Source organism: Chryseobacterium joostei (genome assembly GCF_003815775.1).
Classification (GTDB): Bacteria; Bacteroidota; Bacteroidia; order Flavobacteriales; family Weeksellaceae; genus Chryseobacterium; species Chryseobacterium joostei.
The window spans coordinates 4,559,335-4,580,647 of sequence record NZ_CP033926.1 but is presented as its reverse complement, the minus strand read 5'-3'; the positions used below and the strand labels follow the sequence as shown (position 1 = coordinate 4,580,647).

At 35.8% G+C, this 21,313-nt stretch carries 20 protein-coding genes and 1 tRNA gene; 10 read left to right on the top strand and 11 right to left on the bottom strand.

All coding sequences use genetic code 11. The annotated features are described in order from the left end of the window. Positions 1 to 45: 45 nt before the first annotated feature. The 4 genes from EG359_RS20945 to EG359_RS20930 form a co-directional block, all read right to left on the bottom strand. On the bottom strand, positions 46 to 675 hold the full coding sequence (locus tag EG359_RS20945; protein ID WP_076353685.1) for a YceI family protein: 630 nt from the start codon (positions 673 to 675) through the stop codon (positions 46 to 48). A 78-nt stretch (positions 676 to 753) separates the two neighbouring features. Next, the gene (locus EG359_RS20940) at positions 754 to 1,320 is read right to left on the bottom strand and encodes a YceI family protein (protein ID WP_076353684.1); all 567 of its coding nucleotides are present in this window, start codon (positions 1,318 to 1,320) and stop codon (positions 754 to 756) included. A 141-nt stretch (positions 1,321 to 1,461) separates the two neighbouring features. After that, complete coding sequence (locus EG359_RS20935; protein WP_076354359.1) at positions 1,462 to 2,511, bottom strand: glucokinase; 1,050 nt, start codon at positions 2,509 to 2,511, stop codon at positions 1,462 to 1,464. Between the two features lie 116 nt (positions 2,512 to 2,627). After that, complete coding sequence (locus tag EG359_RS20930; protein ID WP_076353682.1) at positions 2,628 to 3,191, bottom strand: hypothetical protein; 564 nt, start codon at positions 3,189 to 3,191, stop codon at positions 2,628 to 2,630. Positions 3,192 to 3,557: 366 nt separating this feature from the next. Between EG359_RS20930 and EG359_RS20925 the strand changes: the two genes are divergently transcribed. Together EG359_RS20925 and EG359_RS20920 are read left to right on the top strand one after the other, a co-directional pair. Then, positions 3,558 to 4,937 carry a DUF1800 domain-containing protein gene (locus EG359_RS20925; protein ID WP_076353681.1) on the top strand — a complete coding sequence of 460 codons (1,380 nt, stop codon included), beginning with the start codon at positions 3,558 to 3,560 and terminating at the stop codon, positions 4,935 to 4,937. Positions 4,938 to 5,083: 146 nt separating this feature from the next. Continuing rightward, entirely contained in the window at positions 5,084 to 6,268 is a 1,185-nt protein-coding gene (locus tag EG359_RS20920; protein ID WP_076353680.1) for a DUF1501 domain-containing protein, read from the top strand. A gap of 256 nt (positions 6,269 to 6,524) precedes the next feature. On the opposite strand, the gene EG359_RS22605 is transcribed toward EG359_RS20920, so the two are convergent. The 3 genes from EG359_RS22605 to EG359_RS20910 all read right to left on the bottom strand — a co-directional run bounded on the left by EG359_RS22605 (position 6,525) and on the right by EG359_RS20910 (position 8,226). Further along, on the bottom strand, positions 6,525 to 6,662 hold the full coding sequence (locus tag EG359_RS22605) for a hypothetical protein (protein WP_164463093.1): 138 nt from the start codon (positions 6,660 to 6,662) through the stop codon (positions 6,525 to 6,527). Between the two features lie 111 nt (positions 6,663 to 6,773). Next, positions 6,774 to 7,808, bottom strand: a complete 1,035-nt coding sequence (locus tag EG359_RS20915) for a helix-turn-helix transcriptional regulator (RefSeq protein WP_076353678.1) — start codon at positions 7,806 to 7,808, stop codon at positions 6,774 to 6,776. A gap of 82 nt (positions 7,809 to 7,890) precedes the next feature. Further along, on the bottom strand, positions 7,891 to 8,226 hold the full coding sequence (locus EG359_RS20910; RefSeq protein WP_076353676.1) for a HopJ type III effector protein: 336 nt from the start codon (positions 8,224 to 8,226) through the stop codon (positions 7,891 to 7,893). 167 nt (positions 8,227 to 8,393) lie between these two features. On the opposite strand from EG359_RS20910, the gene EG359_RS20905 reads away from it, so the two are divergent. From EG359_RS20905 to EG359_RS20890, 4 genes are all read left to right on the top strand, one after another. Then, positions 8,394 to 9,776: an RtcB family protein gene (locus EG359_RS20905; protein WP_076354357.1), complete on the top strand. Its 1,383-nt coding sequence runs from the start codon at positions 8,394 to 8,396 to the stop codon at positions 9,774 to 9,776. A gap of 44 nt (positions 9,777 to 9,820) precedes the next feature. Beyond that, positions 9,821 to 9,920, top strand: a tRNA-OTHER gene (locus EG359_RS20900). 166 nt (positions 9,921 to 10,086) lie between these two features. Further along, on the top strand, positions 10,087 to 11,838 hold the full coding sequence (locus tag EG359_RS20895) for a hypothetical protein (protein WP_076353674.1): 1,752 nt from the start codon (positions 10,087 to 10,089) through the stop codon (positions 11,836 to 11,838). 187 nt (positions 11,839 to 12,025) lie between these two features. Then, positions 12,026 to 13,222 (top strand): hypothetical protein, encoded by a 1,197-nt coding sequence (locus EG359_RS20890; RefSeq protein WP_123867476.1) that lies wholly within the window; start codon positions 12,026 to 12,028, stop codon positions 13,220 to 13,222. A 71-nt stretch (positions 13,223 to 13,293) separates the two neighbouring features. Here EG359_RS20890 and cobC read toward each other — a convergent pair whose 3' ends face one another. The 3 genes from cobC to cobT are packed head-to-tail and all read right to left on the bottom strand — an operon-like array spanning position 13,294 to position 15,620. Beyond that, on the bottom strand, positions 13,294 to 13,848 hold the full coding sequence (cobC, locus tag EG359_RS20885) for an alpha-ribazole phosphatase family protein (RefSeq protein ID WP_076353670.1): 555 nt from the start codon (positions 13,846 to 13,848) through the stop codon (positions 13,294 to 13,296). Continuing rightward, positions 13,833 to 14,615: an adenosylcobinamide-GDP ribazoletransferase gene (locus EG359_RS20880; protein ID WP_076353668.1), complete on the bottom strand. Its 783-nt coding sequence runs from the start codon at positions 14,613 to 14,615 to the stop codon at positions 13,833 to 13,835. The genes cobC and EG359_RS20880 overlap by 16 nt, the downstream gene beginning before the upstream one ends. Then, on the bottom strand, positions 14,616 to 15,620 hold the full coding sequence (gene cobT / locus EG359_RS20875) for a nicotinate-nucleotide--dimethylbenzimidazole phosphoribosyltransferase (RefSeq protein ID WP_262707001.1): 1,005 nt from the start codon (positions 15,618 to 15,620) through the stop codon (positions 14,616 to 14,618). Positions 15,621 to 15,836: 216 nt separating this feature from the next. Here cobT and EG359_RS20870 point away from each other — a divergent pair, with 216 nt between their 5' ends. Together EG359_RS20870 and EG359_RS20865 are read left to right on the top strand one after the other, a co-directional pair. Next, positions 15,837 to 16,586, top strand: coding sequence for a nucleotidyltransferase domain-containing protein (locus EG359_RS20870; protein WP_076353666.1), 750 nt, complete (start codon positions 15,837 to 15,839; stop codon positions 16,584 to 16,586). Between the two features lie 76 nt (positions 16,587 to 16,662). Further along, complete coding sequence (locus EG359_RS20865) at positions 16,663 to 17,727, top strand: nucleotidyltransferase domain-containing protein (RefSeq protein WP_076353664.1); 1,065 nt, start codon at positions 16,663 to 16,665, stop codon at positions 17,725 to 17,727. A gap of 73 nt (positions 17,728 to 17,800) precedes the next feature. Here the strand turns inward: EG359_RS20865 and EG359_RS20860 are convergent, their stop codons facing one another. Continuing rightward, positions 17,801 to 18,145: a TfoX/Sxy family protein gene (locus EG359_RS20860; RefSeq protein WP_076353662.1), complete on the bottom strand. Its 345-nt coding sequence runs from the start codon at positions 18,143 to 18,145 to the stop codon at positions 17,801 to 17,803. Between the two features lie 283 nt (positions 18,146 to 18,428). On the opposite strand from EG359_RS20860, the gene EG359_RS20855 reads away from it, so the two are divergent. Together EG359_RS20855 and EG359_RS20850 are read left to right on the top strand one after the other, a co-directional pair. Further along, positions 18,429 to 18,869, top strand: coding sequence for a MarR family winged helix-turn-helix transcriptional regulator (locus tag EG359_RS20855; RefSeq protein ID WP_076353659.1), 441 nt, complete (start codon positions 18,429 to 18,431; stop codon positions 18,867 to 18,869). Between the two features lie 6 nt (positions 18,870 to 18,875). Then, positions 18,876 to 21,290, top strand: a complete 2,415-nt coding sequence (locus tag EG359_RS20850) for an outer membrane beta-barrel family protein (protein WP_076353657.1) — start codon at positions 18,876 to 18,878, stop codon at positions 21,288 to 21,290. Positions 21,291 to 21,313 lie beyond the last annotated feature (23 nt).

Below are 21,313 nucleotides of genomic sequence, written 5' to 3'. Positions count from 1 at the left end.
AGCTCCTTAGAACCGCTCAATTTTTTATCAATATAATATTTAATCTTATTTTTTCTTTTTCACAGGAATTCTGTTCTCATTATCTAGCAATTCAGTAGAAACTTTGAACTGAATATCCATTTCATTCTTGATGAAATAATCTTTTAATGAAGATTGATAGAACACCTTAAAGTCTCTTCTGTTCAGAGAGAATTTAGCAGACTCAATAGATGTCGTAAACTGAGTAACATATACATTTGCAGGGAAAGAGATTGTTTTTCTCACACCTTTAAGGGTAAGATCTCCGTATACGGTAGAATTATACTCACTGTTTGCTAAAGGAATAATTTTAGTCAAATGGAACTTGGCTACAGGGAATTTTTTTACTTCAAAGAAGTTAGTACTTTTCAGGTCATTAGTAAGCTTGATCTGATCTTCATCAGAAACATCTCCTGCCATCATACTTCTCATATCTATTATAAACTCTCCGTCTACCAAAACGGTGTGGTCAAAGTTGAATTTTCCGCTCTTCAGTTTTACAGTTCCGGAATGTGAGGAAGCTTGGGTTTTTACAACCTTATAGCCCCACCATCTGATCTCTGATGAAGTCACCTTTGATACCTTATCAAATTTCTTTTGAGCAGAAACAAATGATATACTTGCGCACACCATAGCAAACAATAGTAATCTTTTCATTCTTTTTTATTTACAATTCAACAAAAATAAAAAAAAGTGTAGAACTTCTACACTTTTAACAATCTTTTTTTGATTAATTTATTGAGCAGTTACCTTAACCAGCATATCAATATCATCTTTCACAAAAACATCCTGCATCGTAGACTTATAAGCTACATCAAATTTCTGTCTGTCGAAAGAGAATTTGTTAGATACTAAGCTTACTACTCCTTTGCTGTAAGAAATCTTAGCAGGGAAAGTAATCGGGCTTGTTTTTCCTTTTAAAGTAAGGGTTCCTGTTACTAAAGAATTGTAAACTTTATCGTTGTTTTTCTTTACTCCTGTAATTTTGAAAGTAGCTGTCGGGAATTTTTCAACTTCAAAGAAGTCACCATTCTTAAGGTGTCCGTTCAATTTTTGCTGATACTCTCCTGTAAGGTCAGTAGCATTAATAGAAGTCATATCCAATACGAAGCTTCCTCCTACAAGTTGGTTACCTTTCATTACCATGTCTCCTGACTTTACTTTTACAGTTCCCTCGTGAGAACTTGCCTCAGATTTTGCTACTTTATATCCCCACCAGTGAACATCAGATGCAACTACTTTTTTTGACTGTCCGAAAGCTAAACCACCAGCTAAAACTGCTAATAAAAATATTTTTTTCATTGATAGAATTGTTTACTTATTTATTGATGCAAATGTAGCTATCTTATTCGATAGATTTCATTGATGTATATCAAGAAATTTAATTATTTTCATGAATAATATCATCCTATAAAAAAACTCCGAATTTCTTCGGAGTTCTCTTTATTCTTGGTAGTAGGCTGTATAAAGTGCCATACCTTTTAATGCCGTGTGATTTTGCTTAACCAGATAAATCGGAATGTTTCTAAGCATGCTTTCCATTTTATCACTGATCTTGAATTTTTCATAAAACTTAGTCTTATCCACGTATTCTATGACCATCTGAGGAATATCGCCTGCAATCAGTAACCCTCCGGTTGCTTTCAGTTTTAAGGTCAGGTTATTAGCTTCTCTTGCCAAAAACTCAAGGAAAGTATCTAAAGCTATTTTGCAGATTAAAACATTATCCTCTACTGCTGCCTTATAAAGTTCTTGAGCGAAGTTTCCGTTAGCAAGACGTTCTCCCAACCATTCCGGTTCAGGATGTCTTTTCACATCTCTTAAGAATCTGTAGATATTGAACAAGCCTGTCTTGGAAAGTACATTTTCCCAGCTTACAATTCCATAGATATTATTAAGGAATTGATAAAATTCAACTTCTACATTGGTTCTTGGTGAGAACTCAGAATGCCCACCCTCCGTTGCAAAAGGTCTTAAATTTTTCCCATCAAAGAAATATCCAGCTTCTCCAAGCCCGTTTCCGGGAGCAAGGATTGCTACATTTCCTTTTTCAAGATGCCCGCTGGTATAGATTGCTTCAAGATCACTGTCTTCAAGAAGAGCCATTCCGTAAGCTGATGCTTCCATATCGTTCAGCATATCTACTTTCTCGAAACCGAAGTCTCTCTTAAATTCTTCAACGTCTAAGCTCCAGCCCAATCTTGCAGGACTACTTTTACCGTCAATAACTGGTCCCGGCACTGCCATTCCCAGACGTTGTACATTCTCAAGCTGATTGTCCTGGATAAACTTTCTTAGAATATCATTAAAGGAAGCATATTCCTTAGTAGAATATGTATTTTGAATTTTTATCTCAAGACCTCCGTTACCGGAAACGAAATAGCCTAAGATTGTTACATCTTCACGGAGGCTTGCCCCAATGATAGAAACATTATCATTATTACTGTTCTCTACTCCTGGTAAATAAAGTGGAAATTTTGGATTCAGAATCATAACCTCAAATTTTACCAAATATAATAATTGTTTTCGTAAATCCTGCACAGAACAAAAAAACCTTTTCACTTTCGTGAAAAGGTTTTGGTTAATAATTGTTTATATATTAAATCTAACTACTTTCCTAATGGAATATTATAACCGAATCCTACTCCGATGTTCCCCACATTATAGTCCTGACCAACTAAATCTCCTTTTGTTCCTACAAAAACCTTTTGGTATTGTACGAAGAAGTTCCAGTCTCTGTTGTGGTATCCGATCTCCGGTTTAATGTAGAAACCACCGTTAGCTCTCTCTACATTTGTGTTGGAAGCTACTGTTTTGTCTCCCACCAAGAATCCGTATCCTAAGTCAGTTCCAAAATAGAAACCTGTTTGCTTTGGATAAATTCTTACTAAAGCTGCTACAGGAACTACTCCTACATCATTATTTTTATAACCGTTATTTTCTTTTCCGAAATAGTGAGTATATCCTGTTGCGATACCTAAACCGAACCCAGGAGTAATCAAGTTCTGATAAGCAACATCCACTCCTACTGCAGCAGAAAGGTTATCTGAAGGAACTGCCAAACCAACATTCGCACCTACCTTGATCATATTAGTCATTTTTGAGTCCTGTGCGCTTGCTATACCTGCTGTTAAAATACCAGCTAGCAATATTGCTTGTTTAAACATTTTCATAACTCTAATTTTTTAAATTTTACTAAACAAGAGGATGTAAAAATCATGCCAAGCAAGGCTTAATCTTTTATTTTAACACTAAACAAAGCTATAAAACAATGAATATCAATACTTTATTTTTAACAAAATTTAAATGTTTGTTTAACAAAAATTATCAAAAAAGGAGTTAAAAAAGTGGAATTAAAGAAAAAAAAGTTCAAAATCAGAAATCGAGAGCTATATTGTAGCATAAACAGGAAGCAGAATAACATTTGGGCAATAAATAATATACCTTTCTAACCTCTAAAAATAATATTAACAAACCTTAACCCGTTCCTATTTTAACCTTGCTCCCACAATCTCATCAAAAAAATAAATGACCTCATCATGGCTGATTCATTATTAAAGAACAAGCATCTTCTTTGGCGCGCCGGTTTCGGCATTGGCATCAATCAAATTGACGATTTGAAAAATAAAAACATCAAAACGTTAATAAATGAATTATTTAAAGAAGACAGCTTTAGCGAGGTCACGTATGATACCCCTGACATAGATTCAACAATGGATTATATGAACAGTACTGCTCCGGCTGAAAAGAAAAAGGAAATGCAACGGATTAACAGGGAACAGAACAATGAACTGAACCTCAATTTTCTGGATAAAATAGTAAACAGCAAAGAGCAAATGAGAGAAAAGATGGCTTTTTTCTGGCATGGACATTTTGCTTCAAGGGTTGTGAATCCAAAATTCAACCAACAGCTTTTAAATACAATCCGAAAACATGCTCTGGGAAACTTTAAGGAATTGCTTTTTGAAGTAAGCCAATCACCTGCAATGCTTAATTTCCTGAATAATCAACAGAACAAAAAAGATCATCCCAATGAAAATTTTGCCCGTGAAGTAATGGAACTTTTTACCATGGGAAGAGGAAATTATACGGAGAAAGATGTAAGAGAGGGCGCCAGAGCATTTACAGGATGGAGCTACGATAAAGAGGGGAATTTCAAGGAAAGAAAAAATCAGCATGATGAAGGAACAAAGACTTTCTTAGGTAAAACCGGTAATTTTGACGGAAGCGATGCTTTACATATTATTCTTGAACAAAAGGCTACAGCGCAATTTATTACTACTAAAATCTATAAGTTTTTTGTGAATGAAAATATAGATCATGATATAGTCAATAAGCTAAGCTCCAATTTTTATAGTTCCGGCTATGATATTAAGAAGCTAATGACTGAAATATTTTCAAGCTCATGGTTCTATGATCAGAAAAATATAGGAAACAGGATAAAATCTCCTGTAGAACTAATGGCAGGAATGATGCGGGTACTTCCGATGCAGATTAAAAATCCCGAAAACCTCATCGTTTATCAAAAATTATTGGGACAAATGTTACTTTATCCGCCCAATGTTTCAGGGTGGCCCAACGGAAAATCCTGGATTGACAGCTCTACATTAATGCTGAGACTTCAGATTCCGCAGATATGGTCAGGGCTTCGGCCATTAGAATATAGCCCACGACAGGATGATGACATTGATATGGGAATGAAATCTAAGGAAAATGCTTTAAACAAAAGCTTCAAAAATCCCAATATCACTATAGACTGGGATCGATTAGATAAAACTTTTGCTCATAAAAACTGTGAAGATTATCTGATTCAAAATGCCCAAAGTCTGGATATGAATACGGTAAATAATTTCTCCGACAAGAGTTTAAAGATGAATATCATTAACCTCATGTCCACTCCTGAATATCAGTTAATGTAGAGTACAGGCAAGAGGTAGCAGGTAATAGCGAATTGCCGTTTAGCTTTTCTATCTATTATTTACTATCTAAGTTTAAAAACAATTCCAGTACTACAATTTACAACCAGTAACCTATCATCTGCCCCCTTTAACCTAAAAGTAAAATTATGTTAATCAAAAGAAGAGAATTCCTTAAAATAAGTTCATTGGCGACAGCTTCGTTATTGATGCCTAATTTTCTAAAGGCCATGACTTTGGACGAAGCCTTAGCTCCTAATCAGAATATCCTTATTGTTCTTCAATTTACGGGAGGAAATGATGGACTGAATACCATTGTTCCTGCAAAAAATGATATTTATTTCAGAGAAAGAAAAACACTTGCTGTTCAGGATTCCTTATCTCTTACGGATGAAGCCGGAATTAATCCGTCACTCTCCTACTTTAAGGAACTCTTTGACAATGGGGAGCTTTCTGTAATGAATAATGTAGGCTATCCCAATCCAGACAAGTCTCATTTCCGAAGTATGGATATCTGGCAGTCTGCAAGCAGAAGTGATGAGTTTCTGGAAACAGGCTGGCTTGGCCGCTTTCTGGATGAGGAATGCTATCGTTGTGAGCATCCTACCCAAGCACTGGAAGTAGATGACATGCTGAGTCTTGCCTTAAAGGGAGAAAACAATAAGGCATTTGCATTTAAAGACCCCAAAAGACTGTATCAGACTAGTCAGGAAAAGTATTTCAAATCACTTTACGACCATCATCATGATGATGAAACAGTTTCTTATCTTTATCAAACATTGGGTTCTACGATCAACAATGCGGATTATATTTTTGAAAAAAGCAAGGCAAAAAAAACGGAACAGGCTTATCCTAATTCTCAACTGGGAAAAGATTTTAAAACAGTAGCATCCCTCATCAAATCAGACATCAATACTCAGGTTTATTACCTTTCTATCGGTAGTTTTGATACCCACGTCAATCAGAATGACAGACAAAAAAAATTATTCGGAGACATCAATGAGACAGTGAAATCCTTTGTTGCTGATATGAAAAGTAATGGATTATTTAATAACATTCTATTGATGACATTTTCTGAATTCGGACGCCGTGTTGCCCAGAATGCCAGCAATGGAACGGATCATGGAACGGCCAACCAAATGTTCTTCATTGGTGGAGGTCTCAAAAAGAAAGGATTATTAAATGCGCTTCCTGACCTCCAAAATTTAAATGAAGGAGATCTTATTTATAAAGAAGATTTTAGAAAAGTGTATTCCACTATTTTGAAAAACTGGCTTAAGGCTGATTCTTCGAAAGTCTTGGGTTGGAAAGACGGAATTTATGATTTTATATAAACCCTATGGAATTGAAACCACAAAGTCACAAAAGTTTTTTAAAGATTTAAGCTTCTTTTAAGTGATAAGGTGTACGTGTAGGAACTTCACTTAAGCCTGCTAAAAATCTTTGATTTTTAGGAAAAGATAGATCTATGATTTTATACACTCGTTAATAGATTGTTATATCTACATCATTTATTACCCAAAAAAAGAGACTATCCGTTATAATAGGACAGTCTCTTTTAATAATTTTAAATTTTAACTACTTTTACGTTTAAGCAGTAATCTGCTTAGGTTCTTTCGGTTCCTGATCAACTTTTTTATCAAGTTTTTCAGATATTTTTTTAACGATATATTCAATCGCTATAGGGGCTATAATGGCAATTAATGCTTTAAATATTCTTGATTTCATAGTGCTATTTTGTACCTACCTACTACAATTTCCAAGCCAAGATAAAAAAATGAAGATAATTTTGTAGATATATTTCACACAGATCGGATGAATTATCTCAAAGAATGCCCATTATTGATCTTGAATAGCTCCTTCTTTAAGAATGCTCAGATCCTGATAGTTTTTATGCCCCATCCTAAACTTTTCTTCCATTCTCAGTTTCAATTTCTGCGGTTTATGTACAATCAAAGTATCTCCAAATCCTAAAAGTAGTCTTTCCAATTCAAAGTTAATCTGCACGCAGATTTTAAATAAAGTCCCATCCTTTGTTTCATTGATGATCTCCTGACTTTTATGCAGTGGTTTTGTTTTCACATAAGGTGCATTAGCTGAGTCTACAAAAAATACAACATTTCTAGGAAGCATTGACTCTGCAACGGTAACTCCTACAATATCTTTAAAGTATTCATCACCATCCAGATCCTTATCTATATAGGAAAGGCTTTCATCTGCTTTAATATTCTCCATCCTATCCAGGGCCAGATTATACATTTTCTGCTTATAGAGGCAGATCAGAAACCAGCGGTTGTTAAATTCCTTCAATAATTGAGGATGAACGGTATAAACACTCGATTCTCTTGCTGTAAAGCTCTTGTAAAGGATTTTTAATACCTTTTTATTGACAATGCTTTCATACAGTATATCAATATGCTCCAATCCTTTCAACTGCTCATTTTTATCTAAATGAATGATTGATTTCTGGTTGGTTGCATGAATAGAGTCTTCCAACTTCTGAATCACTCCATTCATCTCCTTAAACATGGAAAAGTCCTTGAACTGTTTCAGAATCTGAATGGCATTATTCATTGCTTTCAGATCACTTTCATTCACAGAAATGTTATGGATACTATAATCCGGATCGCTGTAGCGGTAATATTTTCTTTCGTATACCTCAATGGGAGCTTCGTATCCGAACTTTTCACTTCGCATATTCTGCAGATCAAGCTGGATTGTTCGTTTGCTTACATAAGATTCTTTTCCTTCAAACTCAAACAAAGCCTCAGAGCATTCGTCAATAAGATCTTCAAGGGTATACTTTCGATACTTATTTTTGAGACATTTATCTAAAGTTTTGTAACGGATCAGTGCATTTTTATTGGATGACATGATTGTAATTTTTAATTGCCTGACTTCAATGCAAAACGTAAGCAAATTATCGAATTCACTTTTTTACATTTTTTTAGATAAATTATTTTTCTTTCAAAGCTTCCGCCTCAAAGGAAACCCCATCCCATCCAAATTCCATGAAGTTTCTGATATTCTGATGATCATTTCTGTCTGGATTTTTTACTACATCATCTCTGTAAAACTCACCAAAAAGAAAAAGAGTCTGTCTCTTAGTTAATCCCTGAAGCTTAGCAAAGCTAAAAACTTTGCATGAACCGTTATTCTGTCCCGCCCCGTTTTCAGTACTCCCATTTTTGAATGCAGTAGGCGTAAAATCATAATGCTGATCAATGTAAGCAATAACTTCATTGAATTGAATGGTTTCCGGAAAATGCTGTAATTGTTCTAATAATACCATAGAGCTAGTTTTTAATTATATTACTTAAAAGGTTAATAAGTAAATCTCCAGATTAACCTTTTTGACTTTATTTATTTGTTTTTGTAAAAATAATCAAAATTTTCTTATCTACGCAAAACTATTGCGCAATAAGGATATTACTTTGCATTATCAAAATGAGAAAACAAATGGAATTTAATGGAAATCACTTAATCGAATTAGGATATAGACCAGCTCAATGGTTCAAAGATGCCATTACTTATATCAATGAAAATAATTTGGATGAAGATCAGATCAGAGAATATCTAGAGGATTTCAAACAACCAGAACTTATTCCGCTTCATGAAGCACCTAAGGATTTTATCATCAATATCAGGGCTGAGCATGAAAGTGAGGATGATAATGTAGAAAAGGTAATCAAGACGATGAAAGTTCTGATGAAAACACCTACACTAATAGGTGGGGCTATCATGCCTGATGCCTGCCCAACAGGTCCTGAAGGTCAAATTCCGGTAGGCGGTGTGGTGGTTGCCAAAAATGCAATTCATCCAGGATTCCATAGTGCAGATATCTGTTGTTCTGTGATGCTTACAGACTTTGGAAAGGTAAATCCTAAGGATATTCTGGATGCAGCCCATTCTATAACCCATTTTGGATATGGAGGAAGACCAAGAGGTGAACAGATGCCTATGTCTCAGGAATTAATGGATGCTTTTAGAGAAAATTATTTCTTAAATGATGAGAAACTGATCAGCATTGCACGTTCTCATATGGGAACTCAGGGAGATGGAAATCATTTCTTATTTGTAGGAATCTCCAAAAATACGGGAAATACAATGTTGGTGACTCATCACGGATCAAGAGCTCCTGGGGCGGCATTATATGATAAAGGAATGAAGGTGGCTAACCGTTTCAGACAGGATATTTCTCCTGAAACGTTAAGGGAAAACGCATGGATTCCTTATGATACTGAAGAAGGTAAGGCCTATTGGGAAGCTCTCCAGTTAATAAGAACATGGACGAAAGAAAACCATACATCTATTCATGATGCGGTATTAAACAAACTGGAAATAGAGAAAGAAAACAGATATTGGAATGAGCATAATTTTGTCTTCAAGGATGGTGACTTGTTTTACCATGCTAAGGGAGCAACTCCGTTGGATGATAAATTCATGCCTGATATTACCGGACCAAGACTGATTCCGTTGAATATGGCAGAGCCGGTATTGATTGTTCAGGGAAAAACAAATGAAAGAAACCTTGGTTTTGCACCTCATGGAGCGGGAAGAAACTTCAGCAGAAGTCAACATAAAAGGTCTATGACTCATAAAACGACCGAAGAGATCTTTAATGAAGAAACTGAAGGACTGGATATCCGTTTCTACTCCAATGAAATTGATATTTCTGAGCTGCCAAGTGCCTATAAAAGTGCCAAAAACGTAAGAGCGCAGATTGAGGAATACGGTCTTTGTGAAGTTCTGGATGAAGTGATGCCTTACGGATGTATCATGGCTGGTGATGTTCAGAAAAACGCACCATGGAAAAAAAAGAAAAAATACAGAAAGGCATAATCTGTAATTTTTAATCATATAAAACTAAAACTAATAATTATGGATGGGCAGTAGCTCAGCTGGTTAGAGCAACAACAACTTTCCGCTGTTGGCAAACAAAGTTCCTCTACTTGTGGGGCGCAGGTTCGAATCCTGCCTGCTCAGCAAAATGATAGACAATATGTTTCTATCTACAAAAAATAAAGGCAAAGGGAGTTCCTATAATTCACTGGTATTACTCCCCGCTTTTTTCAAAAATTATAGGTAAAAGGAGTTCCTATAGCATTTTTCTTTTAAAAAAATTACTCCTCACTTATTTAATTTTTATATCATGAAAACACTTCAACTTTTCAATGCCGTACTGGCTAAAAAAACGGATGAAAAACCTTTTATATCCAATGATGGTTTTATCATTGAACCTGATGCACTTTGGGCAAAGAAAGACATCATCAAATATTATTCAAAGGAAAAATTAAATGGTAACGATCTTAATAAAACCTTCCATAAATCTTGGGAAAAGATAAAGAACAGTACAAGATGGGAACTATTGATGGATCAAATCGAGCATTATCTTTCTACTTATGGAAGTAATTTTCAGGATGAAATTTTCATTCCCAATGAGGTTTTGAATATTCCTGAAATGAAACTTACTTTCAAGGTAATTAAAGCTTATTCCGTGGATGAAATGACTGAGAAATGTCTTTCATTGCTGAAATCGGGAATTGCTTTAAAGGAAGAAACCATTGATGATCTTTTGTATATTCTGAACAAAGAACTGGATTATGAATTCACAGGAAAAGAAAACATCAGAAATAAGGAAGCTATTATAAAAATTGCAGACCTTTATAAAATCTATCCTGAAAATCCTGTAGAATTTTTCAGATACGTCATCTTTAAATCAACAGCTACAAGTCTGTTGATCAAAAATAATACGTTGATTGAAAGCATCAAGGAAAGTAAATTCAACCCATCTGATTTATTTGAAAACTTTGGACTGGAAAGACTTGCAGAGATCTTTAACAGATTTAAACCCTTGTTTTTAGCTTATAAAAGTAAATCTCCAAAGGCTATTAATAAAATCTCCAAGTTATCAAAGACATACCATAAACCACTCGTTTCTAACCCACTTAATAATGCAACCCATATAATATTGGATGAAAATGATCTGCATTGGCTAGATAATGCGACACCATTCGCCCTATTCAAAGCCTTGTCAGCCTGTTATTTAAGAATGTATGGACAGGATACTTTTGTGTATAGAGTACGAAACGGAAAATCGTGGGTGAAAACCGGAAAAAACAGTTCGGTAAACGAAATGAATTTTGAGTTTATCCTTACATATTTAAAATCCAGGTTTGATCTTTCCGGAAAGTCATTTTATTTCCCTGAGGATGTTGAGTTCGGACTTCCGACTTCTGAAAAGATGTTTGTGGGAAATATTCCTACGGGAACACGATTCTCTGGTGAAAAACTAGCCGTGGGAATCTATTGGGAAGATGCCTGGGGAGCCTATGACCTTGATCTTTCAGCATTAAATATTGGTGGAAAAACCGGTTGGAATGCAGCTTATAATCAAGAAAACGGAAACCTGATGTATTCCGGAGATATGACTTCTGCGCCTAACGGAGCTGTTGAATATCTATATGCCAACAAAGGATTGAATGTTCCGACCCTAATCATGAATAATGTATATGGAGGAAACCCTGAGTGCGGGTATAAAATTGTGATTGGAAAAGGAGATGTCATCTCAAGGGACTATATGATGAACCCGAACCACCTATTTGCAGAAGTTAGATGTAATTCTGTCCAAAGGCAGACCATTCTTGGAATGCTGCTTCCAAAGGGAGAAAAACAGACTTTTGTCTTATTGAATTTTGGAGCGGGTCATTCTCATGTTTCAGGAAATACTGAGATTGCAGTGATGGCAACCAATGCACTATATCAGCAATGGTATGAACCTATTTCTTTCAATGATCTTGTACAGGAATTGGGTGCGACAGTTACCACGGAAAAATCTGAGGCAGATCTTAATTTCTCTATGGAAAGTTTGGAAAAAGATAGCTTTATCAGAATTTTTAAATAAATACGCGCCATTTGATTGAATCGAATGGCGTTTTTACAGCTCTATTATTTAACATAATTTTTTGTCAATATAGCTCACCCAACCCATTCATTCACAAACAGATTAATTCTAACAAAAGATTTGATTTTTTTTATATATTTGCCAGCCTTAATTAATAAAACTAAATAACTTAAAAAAACTATTATTCATGAAGAAACTATTATTTTTAGTTCTCTCTATTTTTATGCTCTCATCATGCGGATCAGATAATGGCGGGGATGATAACAACGGAAATAACAATACCACTGTATATCCAAAGGTAACTACAGGACAGCTTACTTTTAATTTGGCTCAGTTCACTTTCCATGGGACGGTAACCTCAGCAGGAACCGGATTTTCATCTCGTGGATTCTGCTGGTCAAAAACAATCAATCCTACAATCGGTAGTTCTAAAACAATCTCTGAATTCAACAATTCTGTAGGAGATTACGCACTTACGGCAGATTATGGTGCAGATTTTGAAAAATCGACCCTTTATTACATCAGAGCTTTTGTTAGGGCTAGTAATGGAGAAACCATTTACGGAGATAATGTTACATTTACCTCTCCTGGCAAAATGGACATTAACTTCAAAATGGTTAAACAGATCTATACAACATCTGCTACCTTCGATACAGACAAAATTACAGTAAACTATCTTGAGCCGTTCTTTCCGGACGAAAAGGGCTTCTGCTACAGAACTACTGCAGGAGTAGACATTTCAAACGGACAAACAGTTAAGGCTGTAACAGCTAATAATTACTCTCCTTATGAACTGGAGGCTAACGGATTACTTCCTAATACTACCTATTATGTAAAATCTTATGTTAGAGAAGGTGCACAAGTGTATTATTCAGCCGAAAAGACATTTAAAACAGCCGGCGCAATAGGTGCTTCCGGCGGATATGTTTTCTATGATAAAGGAGAAACTACGGATGGCTGGAGATATTTAGAAGCAGCTCCTGCGAACCTTATCTACAACGGATCTGATAAAGTTGAATGGGGATGTCCTTTTGATGTGATCAATCAGACTCAGTCAGTAATGGGATCAGGTCCTTCCAATACGGCTAGAATTGTTTCTCAATGTTCGGATGCCAACTCTGCAGCAAGATTATGTGATAATTATGCGATCAATGGTTTAACTGACTGGTTCCTTCCATCAGAAGATGAACTTATGGCATTTTATAAAAGTTCCAAGAATGTTTACAATATCGCTTCCAATAATGTTTCACAGAAGTATTACTGGAGTTCTACAGAGGTGCCTGGAAGCAATCAGGTAAAGATTCTTGAAGGATATAATGGATATATGTGGAGCTACACTAAAGATTATTATTCGGTAAGAGTAAGACCTTTCAGAAGATTCTAAAAATATTTCATAAAAATTAAAACCGCTATTCCTAGCGGTTTTTTTATTTTAATTAATGTATTGAAACACACCTATACATTTACACTTTTGATTGAAAACAAGCCTTTTTCAACTTTTACAATGGCTTTCTTTCCATAATCAATCTGAATGCTGAACATATTCTCGAGAGGAAATTGTAAAATGTTTTGAAGTATCAGACGAATGACTCCTGCATGAGCAATAATCAAAACTTTATCAGCATCTTTTTCCACCAATAATTCATTCCAGAAACTGAGTACACGAGTCTGCATTTCAAGTAAGTTTTCTCCTCCGGAAGCTTTTATATTGATAAAGTCTTTATACCACGGATTGATTTCTTCCTCAGGAATTTCAGTCCATTTCTTGAGTTCCCAGTTCCCAAAGTTCATTTCCCGCAGCCTATCATCTGTTGCATAATCAAACTTAAAATAATCAGCCAAAAGGCAACAGCGCCGGGCGGGGCTTGAAATCAACAAATCAAAATCCTTATCCAGGTTCAAATGCTTAAAATCTTCAGAATAGTTGCTTCTTAAAGGCATTTCGGCAAATCCATAGCACAGGTTTTCCGGATTTTCTACGGCTGTATGTCTAATCAGATGAATTTCCATACGATCATTGTTCCAAGATAAAATAAAACCTCACAAACTTGCTGTACAGATCCTAAACAGTCTCCGGTATAACCACCGATATGTTTTTTAAAGTACCATCCCATGCAGACCTTTCCCAAATAAGCCAGTACAAAGGCCAAAATCAAACGCCAGTCAGGAATCAGGGCAAAAGAGAGTAAAACACTAATGAAGCCTACCAGTAAAGATATTCCATCCAAGGGTTTATTGGCTAAAGGCTTTGACTTACTTACATCAATATCTGTAACATATTTGTGGGTATAAATCATGGTTCCTGCAATAAAACGACTTGATGTATGGGCCAAAATGATAATCCCTAAAGTTTTAAACAAATCAATGGTTCCCAAAGCCTGAATACTAAAAAACTTTAAGGCAAATAGCAAAATAATTCCTACAGCTCCATAGGCTCCTACCCTACTGTCTTTCATAATGGTAAGGATCTTCTCTTTTCCGTATCCGCCGCCAAAACTGTCGCACACATCGGTAAAACCATCCTCATGGAATGCTCCGGTGAGCAAAACACTGCTGATCATCATCAGAACAATTCCTATTTCAAGGTTAAAAAGCTGAAAAGACAAGTACAGAACAATAGCATTAATCAATCCTACCAATAGCCCGATCCAGGCAAAGTATTTCTGGGATTTGTTCATAATCTCACCGGAATACGGAATGGTAAACGGAACCGGAATTCTTGTGAAGAACATGAGTGCCGTTGCAAAGTAGATCAGTTCATTTTTTACAGTCTTCATTTATTCTTTATTTGAAACATGAGCGTCCTCAAAACTAGACATTTCATTCAGAAAATTAACAGCACTTTGAATGATGGGATACGCCAGTGCACAGCCTGTTCCCTCTCCCAAACGGAGATTAAGATTCAGCAAGGCTTTTTGTCCCAATAATTCAAGAAGCTGAAGATGCGCATTCTCATCACTTACATGGCAGAATATACAGTTGTTCAGGATTTCAGGATTCTTTTTCCATGCAGCAGCAATGGCAACTGTAGCGATAAATCCATCCACCATAATCAACATATTTTGACGGAAAGCTTCCTCCATAGCCCCAATCATTTGAGCTATTTCCAGTCCGCCAAAAGTTTGAGCAATCTCATCAGGCGTTATAATATTGGGATGCTTTTCTATGGCAGTTGATAAAATATTGATCTTATTCTGTAACTGATCATCATTTAGCCCTGTTCCACGCCCGATACAGCTTACAATCGGTAGATTAAACAACGTACTCATCATTAGCGATGAAGCAGAAGTATTTCCAATTCCCATTTCCCCAAAGCCAATGATATTACAGCCTGTTTCTGCAATTTGTGTAACTACTGAAGCTCCGTTTTTAAGCGCTTTCTGATATTCATCAACGGTCATTGCCGGTTCATCCAGAATATTACGGCTGGATTTTCTGACTTTCTGATCTACCAAATCTAATCCTGCAGGAAAATCAAAATTAACTCCGGCATCAACTATCTTAATTTCAATTCCATTTTGTCTGCAGAAAACATTAATGGCTGCACCGCCACCTAAAAAGTTCATTACCATTTGATAGGTTACCTCCTGTGGATAGGCACTTACTCCTGTTGTTGCAATGCCATGGTCTGCGGCAAAAACAACCATATGAGGTTGGGATAGCTGAGGAGAAATTGTCTTTTGAACCATCCCGATTTTATAGGCAAGATGTTCTAAATATCCTAATGCTCCTAAAGGTTTTGTTTTAAAATCAATGGTATGCTGTAGTTCAGTTGTCAACATGGTTGTAATAATAGTTATGTTAAATAGAGAAAGTGCAATATTAGTGAAATGAGGGCTAAGAGCCAAGAATTGAGAAGCAAGAGTCAAGACTAGAAATGCAAGATTTAAGATGATTAAGATGAAAGGAATATTCAGCCTTAAACTCTTCACAAAAAAATCACTGCGCAATAAGATTGCGTACATCGCCATTTACTTTGCATTATCAAATTGAAAACAATGACACCAAAAATAATAGAAAAGATAAAAGAAGTTGAGGCTAGTAAGGGCGTAAAAGTTCTTCTGGCCGTTGAGTCAGGAAGCAGAGCTTGGGGCTTTGCCTCTCCTGATAGTGATTATGATATACGATTTATATATCGCCATGAAAAAGACTGGTACCTTTCGCCCTGGGATAAAGATGAAACGATAGAATTTATGACCGAGGATGATCTGGATGGTTCTGGGTGGGATCTTCGGAAGACTTTTCACCTTTTACTAAAATCTAATGCTGCTTTATTGAGCTGGTTCTACTCTCCTATCGTTTACATGGAAGACACTAGGTTTATGGAATTGTTCAGACCTTTGGCAGACGCCTGTTTTTCACCAATAGCAGTATCCTATCATTATTTAAGCATGAGCAAAAAATATCTGGAAGCCTGCAGAGCTGATGAAGTAAAGCTAAAAAGCTATTTTTATTGTCTGAGAACTGCATTAACGGGGAAATGGATCATAGAAAAAGGAAGTGTTCCACCGGTATTATTCAGTGATTTGCTTATATTGGTGGATGATGAAACCAAAGCAAAAATAGAAAACCTTATATCATTAAAAGCTACAAAAGGAGAATCTTACTACCATCCGAATGATTGGGAACTGTTTGATTTTCTTGAAAAAACAATCGCTGAAAATGAGGAAAAATCGAAGAGTTTATCAGGAGGAAAAGTGGATAAAGGTGAGATGGAAAGGGTTTTTAGGGAGATATTAAAATTGTAAAAAAGCAAAATGAGAAACATTAAAAAACACTGGAAGTAATTGTAGAAAGTTGTATTAAAAATTACAATTGTAAATCATGACCATCCAAGACCTCAAAGACAAAAACCTCATCCTCTTCGATACCATCTCCGGAAGCCGTGCTTTTGGACTGGCAACGGAGAATTCCGATACAGATATCCGTGGAGTGTATTATCTACCCAAGGAAAACTTCTTTGGACTGAACTACATTCCACAGATTTCCAATGAGACGAATGATATTACGTATTATGAAATCGGGAGGTTTGTAGAACTTTTACAGAAAAATAATCCAAATATCCTGGAAGTATTGGCGAGTCCTGAGGATTGTATTCTTTATAAACATCCGTTAATGAACTTATTGAAAATAGAAGACTTTCTATCCAAATTATGCAAGGATACTTTTGCAGGATATGCTATTTCACAGATCAAAAAGGCTAAAGGGCTTAACAAGAAGATTTTAAACCCAATTGATAAGGAAAGAAAATCAATTCTTGATTTTTGTTTTATTCTGGACGGTCAAGGTTCTATTCCTTTGAAAAAATGGCTTTTGGAACATGGGAAAGTTCAGGAAAAATGTGGATTAACGGCTATTGACCATACCAAAGGCATGTTTGCCTTATTTTACGACGATTCACAAACATTGGGATATAAAGGAATTATACAACACGAGGAAGCGAATCAGGTTTCTGTATCCTCTGTTCCCAAAGATGAAAGTCCTAAAGCCTATCTATTCTGTAATCTGGATGCCTATTCTACATACTGCAAAGATTACAAAGAATATTGGAAATGGGTTGAGGAGCGCAATGAAGACCGCTACAACGTTAACCAAAACCATGGTAAGAACTATGACAGTAAAAATATGATGCACACCATCCGATTATTGCAGTCATGCGAACAGATATTTACTACTCATTCTCTACAGATTCGTGTGGAAAACCGGGATGAATTATTAGATATCAAAGCTGGAAACTGGTCCTATGAAATGGTAATGCAGAAAGCAGAACGTCTTATAGAATCCATTGAACATCATCATCAAATCTCCAGTCTTCCCGATTATCCTGATCTGGAAAAAACGACAAAAGTTCTGGTTGAAATAAGGAAAAATCTATATGAAGAAAATTAATACATGATGAGTAATGAACAGTGGGGAAACTGCAACAGAGGATCCCCACTCTCATACTCTAAAACCCTCAACCCTATTTCTTCTTTGAAGCCTTAGCAATTGAATTATACTCAAGGCAAATTTTCATCCAATACTCAAAATCTGAGGGTTGTTGAAATCCGACAGGTTCCACATAGCAATAATCTTTGAGCTGCTTCCCTCTCATGATCATGGGAAGAAATCCTTTTTTCTCTGAAACTACGTCTTCCAATTCAGGGTTATAACGGCACATCAGATTATCATGACTGATGTTGATGCACATTTTTCCATTCACCAGGAATGCCAACCCGCTGAACATTTTCTTCTCTTCAACTTCAATATTATCTACAGTGGAAAGCCATTCCCGCACTCTGTCTGCAAGTTCAATACTATATCCCATAATACTCTATTTATAATGAAAAGAGCCTATCTGGAAATATCCCGATCTACAATACATCCGGGGATTTCCCACACATTTCTTATTCCAAAGCTGCTCTGTTGCCATAGTAAAATTAAGTGATTTAGTTGTAAAAACGTAGTGAATGAAACCATAAAAATGGATATCAACACCGACAGGTTTTAATTTTTATAAAAATATTTCCGGTGGGTTGTAACAAAATAAAAATGTGATCAACAAATTAATTGACATGTCAATAATTGATAAGTCATATTAATTTAAAAGTATGGAAAAATTAAATTCAATCATATTCTATAACATAGACAAAGCAATCAGATCCTATAGAAACTATGCACAACGCCAGCTGAAAGCACATGGCTTTACAATCACCATTGATCAGTGGCTTATCATCAAAGCAATTCTGGAAAACCCGGGAATTACCCAGAATGAAATTGGTGATCTTGTTTTTAAGGACAATGCGTCTGTGACGAGAATTATTGATTTAATGGTAAAATCTGAATATATCATAAGGCATATTCACCCTGATGACCGCAGGAAAACAAATCTGGAAGTAACAGATTCCGGTAAAAAAGTCATCAAAGAGGTTCAGAATATCGTTGAAAAGAACCGCAAGGCTGCCTTGAAAGGAGTCTCAAAGGATGAGCTTGAGGTGATGTATTCGGCTTTACTTACAATTTCAGAAAACTGTCTTAACCCTAAAAAGTAAAACATTATGACCAGAATATTTTCACTCATTTTTGCCTGGATTTTTATGCTGTTCTGCAACTTGCTTTCAGCCCAGACTATGCAGAGTTTTTCATTGTCAGGAAGTATCAAATCTGACAAGGCAGAACAAATGGAGATTATCCTTTTGGATGCTGATAACAAATTAATTAAAACAGAAATTGCAGATTCCAACGGGAAATTTGATTTCAACGATATCAAAGGAGGAGCCTATCGTTTAAAAATCAATAAAAATGGTTCTGAAGTATATCATTCGGACAACATTACACTGATCGAGAATATGACGTTGCCATCTATTGATCTGAACGTAAAATCAATTGAAGGGGTCACCATCACCAAGGCCAAGCCCATGATTGAGAGACAGGATGGAAAAATGATCATGAATGTTGAAAACAGCATTGCCAGTACGGGAAATTCGGCCTTTGAAGTATTGGAAAAGGCACCGGGAATTACGATTGATAACAATGATAATATCAGTCTTCGCGGAAAGGGAAATCTTCTGATCCAGATTGATGGTAAAAATACGCCCATGACAGGAAGTGATCTTGCCAATTATCTCAAGGGAATGCCGTCATCCACCATTGATAAAATAGAGTTTATCACCAATCCTTCATCAAAGTATGATGCAGCCGGATCTTCCATCATTAATATTAAACTTAAAAAGGAACAGAGAAAAGGTACGAACGGGAGTATTTCCACTTCTTTAGGAATGGGTAAATATGTGAAGAACAACAACAGCTTTAGCATCAATCATAAAGACAAGAAGATCAACATTTTTGCCAATTACAGCTTTGCTTACAGGGAAGCTTATAACGGATTGGTTCTGGATCGGAATTTCTATGTGAACAATAATTTTGAAAAGGCATATATACAGGATAATTATCTGAAATTCAAGTTTAATAATCATATTGCAAAGGCTGGAATGGATTATTATCTAAATGATAAAAATGTATTGGGCTTTTCGGTAGGATTGGTCTCTAATAAATTCGGACTCAATGGAGATAATGCCAACACAACTCTTGGCAGTGCCTATACTCCCGAAAGCTATTTTAATACTCAAAATACCTCTAATGATCAATGGACCAACGTTTCGGTGAACCTGAATCATAAGTACACTCTTGACTCTTTAGGGTCAGAGATCTCTACTGACTTTGACTATATCAATTATTCCAATTCTTCTTTGCAGAATTTTGAAACGAGAACACATACAATAACTCCGTCTCTGGATCAGCTTGACATTATGAAAGGAGATATGAATGGAAAGCTCAATATTTATTCATTAAAATCAGACCTTACCAAAAACTTCAAAAACGAATGGAAACTGGAAAGCGGAATTAAAACCAGCTTTGTGAAAACAGATAATGACCTGAAATTTTTCAATGTCAACTCTGGGATTTTAGTTCCGGATCCTAATAAGACCAATCATTTTATCTATGAGGAAAACATCAATGCATTGTATGGAAATCTGTCCAAAAAATGGGATAAATTTAAGGCTACAGCAGGTTTAAGGGTGGAAAACACCAATGTAAAGGGTACTCAGATTACCACCAATCAGGTGAATAAAAGAAATTATACTCAGTTATTTCCTAGTGCGGTATTATCCTATGATGTAACAGAGAAAAGTAATCTGGAAATTAACTTAAGCAGAAGAATTACAAGGCCTAGCTATAACCAGCTGAATCCTTTTAAGCTTTATCTTGATCCTACCACCATGAGAGCCGGAAATCCGGACCTGAATCCACAAACAACGATGAACTATGAGCTGACCTACAGTTTGAGTAATAAATACTTTGCAACTTTAAGCTATAGCAAAACATCAGACAATATCACAGACATCATTAAACCTATTGTAGATGCTGGCCAGAATGTAACAGTACAGACCTTTGAAAACCTGAACACCGCTTCATATTTTGGATTATACCTTATTGCTCCTGTAAAGGTGACCAAATGGTGGGATATGAACAACAGTGCTAATTTTTATTACGGATCATATACCGGAAATGTTTCCGGAACACAGATCAATAACAAAGGAAACTTTACTTTTAATATCAACAGTATTAACTCCTTTAAGCTTGGAAACGGCTACACCGCTGAGCTTACCGGAAATTATAAGGCAAGAGAGGTCTACGCTTATCTGGATATAAGTTCAAACTGGTATCTGAATATTGGAGCACAAAAGAAATTTAAAAATAACAGTGTCCTAAAGCTTTCTTTTACCGACATGTTCTTTACGAGCAATATCAATGGACAAAGTCTTTACAATAATTATATTGAAAACTTTGCTGTAAAAAGAGATACCCGAGTAGTGACACTTTCTTATACCTACAATTTTGGTTCTTCTAAGAATGGACAACCTAGAAAAACAGGTGGCGCTGAGGATCTTAAACAAAGAGTCGGAAGCTAATCTTCATTAGTGGTTAAGAGTAA

Bases quoted from the DNA above. Each gene is read 5' to 3' on its own strand.
- EG359_RS22605 (WP_164463093.1), bottom strand. From the start codon at position 6,662: ATGAAATCAAGAATATTTAAAGCATTAATTGCCATTATAGCCCCTATA.
- EG359_RS20925 (WP_076353681.1), top strand. From the start codon at position 3,558: ATGGCTGATTCATTATTAAAGAACAAGCATCTTCTTTGGCGCGCCGGT.
- EG359_RS20860 (WP_076353662.1), bottom strand. From the start codon at position 18,145: ATGGGATATAGTATTGAACTTGCAGACAGAGTGCGGGAATGGCTTTCC.
- EG359_RS20865 (WP_076353664.1), top strand. From the start codon at position 16,663: ATGACCATCCAAGACCTCAAAGACAAAAACCTCATCCTCTTCGATACC.
- EG359_RS20880 (WP_076353668.1), bottom strand. From the start codon at position 14,615: ATGAAGACTGTAAAAAATGAACTGATCTACTTTGCAACGGCACTCATG.
- EG359_RS20910 (WP_076353676.1), bottom strand. From the start codon at position 8,226: ATGGTATTATTAGAACAATTACAGCATTTTCCGGAAACCATTCAATTC.
- EG359_RS20945 (WP_076353685.1), bottom strand. From the start codon at position 675: ATGAAAAGATTACTATTGTTTGCTATGGTGTGCGCAAGTATATCATTT.
- EG359_RS20895 (WP_076353674.1), top strand. From the start codon at position 10,087: ATGAAAACACTTCAACTTTTCAATGCCGTACTGGCTAAAAAAACGGAT.
- EG359_RS20930 (WP_076353682.1), bottom strand. From the start codon at position 3,191: ATGAAAATGTTTAAACAAGCAATATTGCTAGCTGGTATTTTAACAGCA.
- EG359_RS20915 (WP_076353678.1), bottom strand. From the start codon at position 7,808: ATGTCATCCAATAAAAATGCACTGATCCGTTACAAAACTTTAGATAAA.
- cobC (WP_076353670.1), bottom strand. From the start codon at position 13,848: ATGGAAATTCATCTGATTAGACATACAGCCGTAGAAAATCCGGAAAAC.
- EG359_RS20940 (WP_076353684.1), bottom strand. From the start codon at position 1,320: ATGAAAAAAATATTTTTATTAGCAGTTTTAGCTGGTGGTTTAGCTTTC.
- EG359_RS20935 (WP_076354359.1), bottom strand. From the start codon at position 2,511: ATGATTCTGAATCCAAAATTTCCACTTTATTTACCAGGAGTAGAGAAC.
- EG359_RS20870 (WP_076353666.1), top strand. From the start codon at position 15,837: ATGACACCAAAAATAATAGAAAAGATAAAAGAAGTTGAGGCTAGTAAG.
- EG359_RS20920 (WP_076353680.1), top strand. From the start codon at position 5,084: ATGTTAATCAAAAGAAGAGAATTCCTTAAAATAAGTTCATTGGCGACA.
- EG359_RS20905 (WP_076354357.1), top strand. From the start codon at position 8,394: ATGGAATTTAATGGAAATCACTTAATCGAATTAGGATATAGACCAGCT.
- EG359_RS20890 (WP_123867476.1), top strand. From the start codon at position 12,026: ATGAAGAAACTATTATTTTTAGTTCTCTCTATTTTTATGCTCTCATCA.
- cobT (WP_262707001.1), bottom strand. From the start codon at position 15,620: ATGTTGACAACTGAACTACAGCATACCATTGATTTTAAAACAAAACCT.
- EG359_RS20850 (WP_076353657.1), top strand. From the start codon at position 18,876: ATGACCAGAATATTTTCACTCATTTTTGCCTGGATTTTTATGCTGTTC.
- EG359_RS20855 (WP_076353659.1), top strand. From the start codon at position 18,429: ATGGAAAAATTAAATTCAATCATATTCTATAACATAGACAAAGCAATC.